Here is an 8,989-nt window from a genome sequence, read left to right as displayed (position 1 = left end):
GCGCCGACCCCGGGTGGGGCGGCGCCGCGCGGCGTGGGTGGGTGCTCAGACGTGGGCGGGGGCGTGAGCGGCGACCTCGCGGGCGGCGGGCCGGCGCAGGGCCAGCGCGGCGAGGGCCGTCAGCACGATGCCGGCGGCGGCCAGGTACACCGCGGTGCGCAGGCCGTCGGCGGTGGCGACGCGCAGCGCCTCGCCGGTGTGCTCGCCCAGGCCGGCGTTGGCGATGGCGACCAGGAGGGCCAGGCCGACGGCGCCGCCGATCTGCTGGCTGGTGGAGGCGATACCGGACGCGATGCCCTGGTCGGTGGGGCTCACCCCGGTCGAGGCGGCGCCGAACATCAGGGTGTAGCCCGCGCCCTGGCCGATGCCGAGGACGACGAGTCCGGGGATCAGGGCGGCGTAGGAGGCGTCGGCGGACATGGTCGGCGCGATGATCGCGGCGCCGGCGGCACCGGTCAGCAGCGAGGCGATCAGGATCGGGCGGATGCCGTACCGGGTGGCCAGCCGCCCCGCGGTCTGCGAGCCGACCGCGATGGCGGCCATCGGGACCAGGAAGGCCAGGCCGGTGCGCAGCGCGCTGTAGCCGTGCACGCCCTGGAAGTAGACGGTCAGGAAGTAGAGCAGGGTGCCGAAGGTGGCCATGTAGAGGAAGGTGACGCCGGTGCCGACGGTGAGGTTGCGGTTGGCGAACAGGCGCAGCGGCAACAGCGGGTCGGCGCTGCGGCGTTCGACGGCGACGAAGGCGGCGAGCAGGGCGAGGCCGGCGAGCGCGGCGCCGAGCACGGGGGTGGCGGTCCAGCCGGATTCGGGTCCCTGGACGAGGGCGTAGACCACGGCGGTGATTCCGACGGTGGAGGTGAGCGCGCCGGTCAGGTCGAACGAACGGCCCCTGGTCCGCGGCGCGTCGGGGGTGATCAGCGGGAACGCGAGCGCGGCGGCGAGGGCGGCGAGCGGGACGTTGACGAAGAAGACCGATTCCCAGCCGAGAGACTGGGTCAGCACGCCGCCCAGGAGCGAGCCCAGGATCATCCCGCTGCCGCCGGCGGTGCCCCACACCGCGAACGCCCGGTTGCGTTCCCGTCCTTCGGCGAAGCTCGTGGACACGAGGGTGAGCGTGGCGGGGAAGAGGAAGGCGCCGCCGATGCCCTGGATCGCTCGGGCGGCGATCAACAGCGCGGGTGATCCGGCGAGTCCGCCGAGCAGGGACGAGACGGCGTAGAGCGACAGTCCGAGCGTGAACATCCGACGCGGCCCGAACAGGTCGCTCGCCCGACCGCCGAGGAGCAGGAAGCCGCCGAAGGCCACGGCGTAGGCGCTGATCACCCACTGGAGGTTCTGTGCGGAGAAGCCGAGCCCGGTGCCGATCTCGGGGAGCGCGACGTAGACGATGTTGTAGTCGATCGAGATGATCAGTTGGGCGAACGCCAACAACGCGAGCACGAGCCCCGGCCGACGGCGGGAGGGCGTTTCGGCGATGGTGGTACCGCCGCCGGGGGCTTCGGCGGCGGCGGTCCTGCGGCTTGGCGTGGCGACTCGGGACGACATGGCGTGACCTGTTCTGTGGAGGTGCGGTGCGGTGCGGTTCGCCTGGTGGCAAACACAAACCTAGGCGCGCGATCGACCAGCCACAGGGTGCATTTCGAGCACGGATTCGTGGGTCAATTTCCCTCGTGGCGCCGGTGGATCTCCACCGCGACGGCCAGGTCCTCCCACGACATCCCGACGCTCTTGAAGAATCGTGGCCGGTCCTCGGGGACCGCCCCCTCCCCCCGGACCAACTCCGCGAGGTTCACCCCGGCGTCGCGGCTCGCGTCCCACCCGGCGAGGAGCAGATCGCCGGCCTCCTTGCCGGCGGCGGAGCGCGCCTCGACGTACACGGCCGCGCGCCGGACCAGCGCGGTGTCGACCTCCCGCGCCGTCGGCTCGTGCGATCCCACCGCCACCACGACCGCGTGGGCGGGCACCAGCGTGCCGTCGAACAGCGGTTCGCGGGCCGTGGTCGCGCACACCACGATGTCGGCGTCGGCGACCGCGTCCGGCGTCCCGACCGTCGCCGCGAGACCGAACGCGCGGGCGTGCTCGGCCAGTTCCCGGGCCGCCTCGACACGTCGCGCCACCACCGTGAGCCGTTTCAGCGGCCGGACGGCGAGCAGGGCCGCCAGGTGCCCGTACGCCTGCGGACCCGTACCGAACAGCACCAGGTGCGCGGCATCGGCGAGGGCCAGCCGCCGGACCGCGACGGCGCTGACCGCGGGCGTCCGCAGCGTGGTCAGCGCGGCGCCGTCGAACAGCGCCAACGGTCGCAGCGTGGGCCCGTCGAGCAGCAGGTAGCTGCCGGTGATCCGGGGCAGCCCCCGGGCCGGATTGCCGACCGCGACCCCGGCGATCTTGACGCCCACGTGCGACGACACCGCCGCGGGCATCAGGAGCAGTTCCCCGGCGGGCACGGCCACGCTCGACCGGGGCGGTGCACCCTCCGGATCGAGGCCGCCGAGCAGCGTGCGCTCGATCGTCGCGATCGCCTGCACGGGCGCCAACTCCACGGGGATCGTGGGCAGTTGATCCGTCGCCGTCACAGCAGGAACCCCGCCCCGAGCGTGTCGTCGGCGTCGAGGAGGAACCGATGCTCGCCGGTGCGATACGCCGTGCCGGTGACCTCGGTGAGCACGCCGGCGGTGTGCGACCCGACGACCTTGCCGGTGAAGACCGTGCCGATGATCGACTCGTGGCGCAGTTCGTCGCCCGTCGCGATCCGACCGCTGTCGGCGAGCAGCGCCAGCCGCGCGGACGTACCCGAACCGCACGGGGAACGGTCGATCTGGCCGTCGGCGAACACGGTGACGTTGCGCTGGTGGAGTCCGGTCCCGGTGTCCGGCAGTTCCTCGTGGAGGATGACGCCGTAGACCCCGGACAAACGCGGGTCGTCGGGATGCCGGGTGGCCGGCTCGTCGGCGAGCGCGGCGCGGATCTCCCGGCCGATCGCGGTGATCTCGGGCAGCTGCTCCGGGGTGACGGCAAGGCCGAGCGAGGTCGCCGAGACGGAGGCGTAGCAGGCCCCGGAGTGGGCGAGGTCGACCTGTACCGGGCCGCGCGAGGTGGTCACCGGGATCTTCCTGGCGGCGATGCCCGTGGGCACGTTGCGGAAGGTCACCGAGGTGGTCCGCCCGGCGCGGCGGTGCACGATGGCGGTGACCCGACCGGAGGGAACGTCGATGTACACCCGCGCCGTTCCATCCGCCGGCGCCGCCACCCGCCCCGAGTCGACCGCCCACGCGCCGAGCGCGATGGTGCCGTGGCCGCACGCGGTGGAGTAGCCGTCCTTGTGCCAGAACAGCACCCCCAGGTGTGCCTCGTCGTCGTCGGGCGGAACCACGAAACCGCCGTACATGCCGCCGTGCCCGCGCGGTTCGCGGGTGAGCAGTCGGCGGATGTCGTCGAGCGGCCCGGGTCGCGGCGCGGTGGCGGTGCCCCCCGCTCCGAGTACGATCGCCCGCCGCTCGGCCACGGTGTCCCCGGCGATCACGGGCAGCCCATGGGAGACGATCCGGAAGGGTTCGCCGGCGGCGTGGTAGTCGACGGTCTCGATGGCGGCGATCACGATGCGGGCGCCTTCTTCCTGGGCGGGGATGGGGACCTGCCGGGCACGAGCGGACGGCGCGACAGCTTTGTAAGGTGTGACATTGTATTAATAGATATCAGACACCCGCAAGTATTTCCCCGGACCGATCGGCCGGGCGGTTTCCTCCATCCGCGCTCTCGTTCTCACCCCGCGCCCGCCCCCGTCCCGGCGTTGGCTATTCGCCAGACAACGGTCTTTCGTGGCGGATAGGTTGAAGAGAGGCATTCCGCCTCCCCGCGCCTGACCCATGGAGGTCGAAGTGCCGCATTTCGCCTACCAGTTCCACGCCGCCGTCGGCAACTGTCAACCGGTCCTCGCCGCTCCCGCCGGGGTGGGCGACCCGGCGCCGCGACTGATCAATCTGGCCAACACCGCCGGCGCCGCGCTGGTGCCGCACTTGGCCGGCGGAATACCCGCGGCCGGATTGGCGGCCGTTCCCGCGATGGCGGCGAACGCGCCCTACACCTGGGCCGGACTGACGAACGCGTCGCTGCGCATCGGGCTGTACCCGGCGGGGCCACACCCCGCATACGAGGCGACCTGGCGCATCGCGTCGCTGCGCGTGGCCGCCTACACGGCGGCGGGCGGTCACCTGCACGACACACCGATCCTGGCGGCGCTGGACGCGGGCGAAAAACGCGCCCTGGCCTACTTCATAGGCGTGACACTGGCCATGTACACCGCCGGGATCACCGGCTTCACCTTCCCGCGTCACCTGTCCCGCCACGTCGCCGCGTTCGGGGGCGCGGGCGCCGGATACACGGTCGATCCCGCGTTCGCCGCGGCCAACCTGCCCGACATCGTGTTCTTCAACCTGGGGGCGGGCACCTGCCAGGTGTGGGAGGCCAAGGGGCGCGGTGTGGGCGCGGGCGGCGGCGGTTTCGCCGTCGCCGGGGTGCCGGCGCTGCTCGGCACGGCGATCGACCAGACCCGCAGGCTCGCCACGGTGCGCATGCCGGGCGTTTTCCCGGCGTTCGTCGCGCCCAATGCCCGCATCGCCTCCGTCGCGCGGGTCAATCCCGCCGACGGCCGGTGGCACCTGCACGTGGCCGACCCCGCCCAAAAGCGGGGCCGGGAGGAAGGCGATCCGATGGAAAAGGCGAAGTTCTACGAGGAGTTCTATCGTCCCTTCCTCGAGATGATCGAGGGCAGCACCGCCACGCTCACCGTCGACGGCGTGCGGTTCCTCGTCGCGGTGGTGCCGGGAACCCGGGTCCGCGTCGGGCTCGACGAACGCATCGCGGACCTCTTCGGCCAACACGTCGGCAAGCGGGGACGCCCCGAGGGAGATCGTGCCGCAACGGCGTCACCGGAGGAGATCTGCGAACGGATCGAGGAGATTGTCGAGACGGGCTACGGCCAGGCCCCGATCGACAATCTCTACGTCAGCCCGGAGGGCATCCTCACCGAAGCCGACGAGGAGGACCTGAACCAACCTCCGGCCTGACAGGCGGACGAGCCGACCACACCCGCCCGCCGGGCGATCGCCGACCCGAGAATCGCAAACCCGAACGGCGCGGCCCCGGACAGCGCGACCCGCAGCGCCGGGGCCACGTTCACCCTCACCCGCACCGGCGGGCGGCCTCCCCGATCCGCACCCGGTCGTTCCCGCCGTCGGACAGGAACGACGCCAACGCCTGCCCCTCCTCGCCCACGGCGGCGTGTTCGGCCCGGGACAACGATCGCAGCGGGGTGACCGTCACCGCCCCGCCCTCGACGCTCCACGTCGCGCCGACCCGGCCGTCCAGCAGGACCACGCGCACGCCGGCGACCGACAGGCCCCGGTGCGCGTCGTCGACGATGCGGGTGCGGTCGTCGTAACCCAGGAGCGCGTTGTCGAAGGCGGGGAGGAAGCGCACCGGGGCGGGGGTGTCGGGGTCGGGGCGCGGCGCATCGGGCAGATCCAGCAGCTCGCGCCCCCGCTCGTCCCGGAACGAGACCAGTTCCGGGCGCACCGCGGCAACCGCGCGCGGCAGACCCGCAAGGCCGCACCAGGCGCGCAGATCGGCCGAGGAGGCTGGACCGAACGCGGCCAGATAACGCCGTACCAGCGCTTCGCCGACCGGATCCGTGTCCGCCGGGGCCGGCGGGTCGACCTCGCGCCCCAGCCACGAGGAGACGAGCGCGTTGCGCACGCCCGCCCGGGTCCGCCACACCCCGCGCGGCGGGAGCTGCACCACCGGGACGAGCGCGATCAGCATCTCCCCCAGCGCCTTCGGCGACACGTCGGGCCAACGATCGGCGAGCGCCCGGGCGAACTCCGACATCGAGCGCGGCAGCCCGTCGGCCATCACCTTCCGGCCCTGCGCGGCCAGTTCGTCGAGATCGATCCCCTCCAGCTCGCGGCGGTACACGCCCATCACCCGCTGCCGCAACATCGCGTCGTGGCGGGCCCGCCAGGCCAGCGCGTCGGCGGCGGTGACCAGGTGCACGGTCCGGCGCATCAGGTGGGTGCGCACCACGTCGCGTCCGGTCACCAGGTCGGACAGCGTCGCCGGGTCGAACGCGCGCAGCCGCGACCAGAGCCCGATGAACGGCTCCTGCGGTTCCTGCGCCTGGAGACCGCCGACGTGCGCGACGGCCGTAGCCGGCGCCATGTCGACCCGATCGAGCAACAACTGCCGTGCCAGGGTCGCCCGGTTGAGCGCCCGCGCGTCGAGAACGGTCATCGCCGGCGACCACCCTTCGTTTCCCCGCCCACGATCACGACCGATCCCTCGCCTTTTCTCGCGTCCATGTCCCCAGCCTGACATCGGTAGCGGTCAGGGTATGACCGCTACCGATGGCATGGCCCATGTACAGGACCCCGGCTCCCTCAGCCCCCCACGTAGTCCGCCAGGTGCTCCGCGGTCAGGGTCGACCGGGCCGCGACCAGATCCGCCGGCGTGCCCTCGAACACCACCCGCCCGCCGTCGTGCCCCGCCCCGGGCCCGAGGTCGATGATCCAGTCGGCGTGCGCCATCACCGCCTGGTGGTGCTCGATCACGATCACCGACTTGCCCGCGTCGACCAACCGGTCCAGCAGCCCGAGCAGTTGCTCGACGTCGGCGAGGTGCAGACCCGTGGTCGGCTCGTCCAGGACGTACACCCCGCCCTTGTCGCCCATGTGCGTGGCCAGCTTGAGCCGCTGCCGCTCGCCGCCGGACAGCGTGGTCAGTGGCTGCCCCAGACCGAGGTAGCCGAGCCCGACGTCGGCGAGCCGCCCGAGGATGGTGTGCGCGGCCGGCGTGTGCGCCTCGCCCGCGCCGAAGAACTCCTGCGCCTCGTTCACCGACATCGCCAGCACCTCGCTGATGTCGCGCCCGCCCAGGTGGTATTCCAGCACCGAGGCGTCGAACCGCCTGCCCTCGCACTCCTCGCACACACTCGCCACGGAGGCCATCATCGCCAGGTCGGTGTAGACCACGCCGACCCCGTTGCAGGTGGGACAGGCACCCTCGGAGTTGGCGCTGAACAGGGCCGGCTTCACCCCGTTCGCCTTCGCGAACGCCTTGCGAATCGGGTCGAGCAGCCCGGTGTACGTCGCCGGATTGCTGCGCCGCGAACCCCGGATCGGCGCTTGGTCGACCGACACCACACCCTCGCCGGCGGCATGCGAGCCGCCCACCAGCGAGCCGTACACGAGCGAACTCTTCCCGGAGCCCGCGACCCCGGTGACCACCGTGAGCACGCCGAGCGGCACGTCCACGTCGACGTCGCGCAGGTTGTGCGTGGCCGCGCCGCGGATCTCCAGCGCGCCGGTGGGCTTGCGTACCCGCTCCTTGAGCATGGCCCGGTCGTCGAAGTGCCGGCCGGTGACGGTCTCGCTCTTGCGCAACTCGTCCACGGTGCCCTCGAAGCAGACCGTGCCGCCGGCCGAACCGGCGCCCGGGCCGAGGTCGATCACATGGTCGGCGATCCCGATCGTCTCCGGCTTGTGCTCCACCACGAGCACCGTGTTGCCCTTGTCCCGCAGGCGCAGCAGCAGGTCGTTCATCCGCCGGATGTCGTGCGGGTGCAGGCCGATGGTGGGCTCGTCGAAGACGTACGTGGTGTCGGTGAGCGCGGAGCCGAGGTGGCGGATCATCTTGACCCGCTGCGCCTCGCCGCCGGACAGCGTGCCCGCCGCCCGGTCGAGCGAGAGGTAGCCGAGGCCGATCTCGACGAACGAGTCGAGGGAGTGCCCGAGGTTGGCGAGCAACGGCGCCACCGACGGCTCGTCGATGCCTCGGATCCACTCCGCCAGATCGCTGATCTGCATCGCGCACGCGTCGGCGATGCTCACCCGCTTGATCCGCGACGACCTGGCCCCCTCGCTCAGCCGGGTGCCACCGCACTCGGGGCAGGTCCCGAACGTCATCGCGCGCTCGACGAACGCCCGGATGTGCGGCTGGAGCGCGTCGATGTCCTTGGCCAGCATCGACTTGCGGATCTTCGGGATCAGCCCCTCGTAGGTCAGGTTGATCCCGTCGACCTTGATCTTGGTCGGCTCCTTGTACAGGAGGTCGTGCAGTTCCTTCTTGGTGAACTTGCGGATCGGTTTGTCCGGGTCGAAGAAGCCGCAGCCGCCGAAGATCCGGCCGTACCAGCCCTCCATGCTGTAGCCGGGGACGGTGAGCGCGCCCTCGTTGAGCGACTTGGAGTCGTCGTAGAGCTGCGTGAGGTCGATGTCGGAGACGGTGCCCCGGCCCTCGCAGCCGGGACACATGCCGCCGGTGCGCTGGAAGGACGCCTTCACCGCCTTCTTGGCCCCGCGCTCGACGGTGATCGCGCCGGTGGCCCGGACCGAGGGCACGTTGAACGCGTACGCGCTCGGCGGGCCGATGTGCGGCTTGCCGAGTCGGCTGAACAGGATGCGCAACATCGCGTTGGCGTCGGTGGCGGTGCCGACCGTGGAGCGCGGGTTGGAGCCCATGCGCTGCTGGTCGACCAGGATCGCGGTGGTCAGCCCTTCGAGGACGTCCACCTCCGGCCGGGCCAGGGTCGGCATGAAGCCCTGGACGAAGGCGCTGTAGGTCTCGTTGATCAGCCGCTGGGACTCCGCGGCGATCGTGCCGAAGACGAGCGAACTCTTGCCCGAGCCGGACACACCGGTGAAGACGGTCAATCGACGCTTGGGGATCTCGACGTCGATGTCCTTGAGGTTGTTCACCCGGGCGCCGTGTACGCGGATCAGATCGTGGGTGTCGGCGACGTGCGGCGCGGGCGACCGCACATTCGTCCTCGGGGCCTTGCTCATCCTGACTCCTGTGCTCGCGGTCGGGCGTTTTCGGTGGGTCGGCGCCGGCGGGTCGGCGGTGTGTGGCGATCACGCTAGCCGCCGGCTCCGCGACCGTGCTTCTTCAGTCCTGATCGATGCGATCACCGGCCGAGCGACGCGCCGCGTGCCGA

The 8,989-nt window shown here is 71.9% G+C and carries 6 protein-coding genes; 1 reads left to right on the top strand and 5 read right to left on the bottom strand.

Going from position 1 to position 8,989, the window contains the following annotated elements; all coding sequences use genetic code 11:
* Positions 1-45: 45 nt before the first annotated feature.
* The 3 genes from ACWGR4_RS28645 to ACWGR4_RS28635 all read right to left on the bottom strand — a co-directional run bounded on the left by ACWGR4_RS28645 (position 46) and on the right by ACWGR4_RS28635 (position 3,601).
* Positions 46-1,545, bottom strand: coding sequence for an MFS transporter (locus tag ACWGR4_RS28645; protein ID WP_452132945.1), 1,500 nt, complete (start codon positions 1,543-1,545; stop codon positions 46-48).
* 113 nt (positions 1,546-1,658) lie between these two features.
* Positions 1,659-2,576: an ornithine cyclodeaminase family protein gene (locus ACWGR4_RS28640; RefSeq protein WP_452132946.1), complete on the bottom strand. Its 918-nt coding sequence runs from the start codon at positions 2,574-2,576 to the stop codon at positions 1,659-1,661.
* Entirely contained in the window at positions 2,573-3,601 is a 1,029-nt protein-coding gene (locus ACWGR4_RS28635) for a proline racemase family protein (RefSeq protein WP_452132958.1), read from the bottom strand. Before ACWGR4_RS28635 ends, ACWGR4_RS28640 begins: the two co-directional genes overlap by 4 nt.
* Before the next feature lie 277 nt (positions 3,602-3,878).
* Here ACWGR4_RS28635 and ACWGR4_RS28630 point away from each other — a divergent pair, with 277 nt between their 5' ends.
* Positions 3,879-5,066, top strand: a complete 1,188-nt coding sequence (locus ACWGR4_RS28630) for a hypothetical protein (protein WP_452132947.1) — start codon at positions 3,879-3,881, stop codon at positions 5,064-5,066.
* A 115-nt stretch (positions 5,067-5,181) separates the two neighbouring features.
* Here the strand turns inward: ACWGR4_RS28630 and ACWGR4_RS28625 are convergent, their stop codons facing one another.
* Together ACWGR4_RS28625 and ACWGR4_RS28620 are read right to left on the bottom strand one after the other, a co-directional pair.
* On the bottom strand, positions 5,182-6,288 hold the full coding sequence (locus tag ACWGR4_RS28625) for a winged helix DNA-binding domain-containing protein (RefSeq protein ID WP_452132948.1): 1,107 nt from the start codon (positions 6,286-6,288) through the stop codon (positions 5,182-5,184).
* 146 nt (positions 6,289-6,434) lie between these two features.
* Positions 6,435-8,837, bottom strand: a complete 2,403-nt coding sequence (locus tag ACWGR4_RS28620; RefSeq protein WP_452132949.1) for an ATP-binding cassette domain-containing protein — start codon at positions 8,835-8,837, stop codon at positions 6,435-6,437.
* Positions 8,838-8,989 lie beyond the last annotated feature (152 nt).

It is taken from the genome of Embleya sp. NPDC055664 (assembly GCF_053618075.1).
The sequence above is the reverse complement of the archived record's forward strand: the minus strand, read 5'-3'. Positions and strand labels throughout refer to the sequence as shown.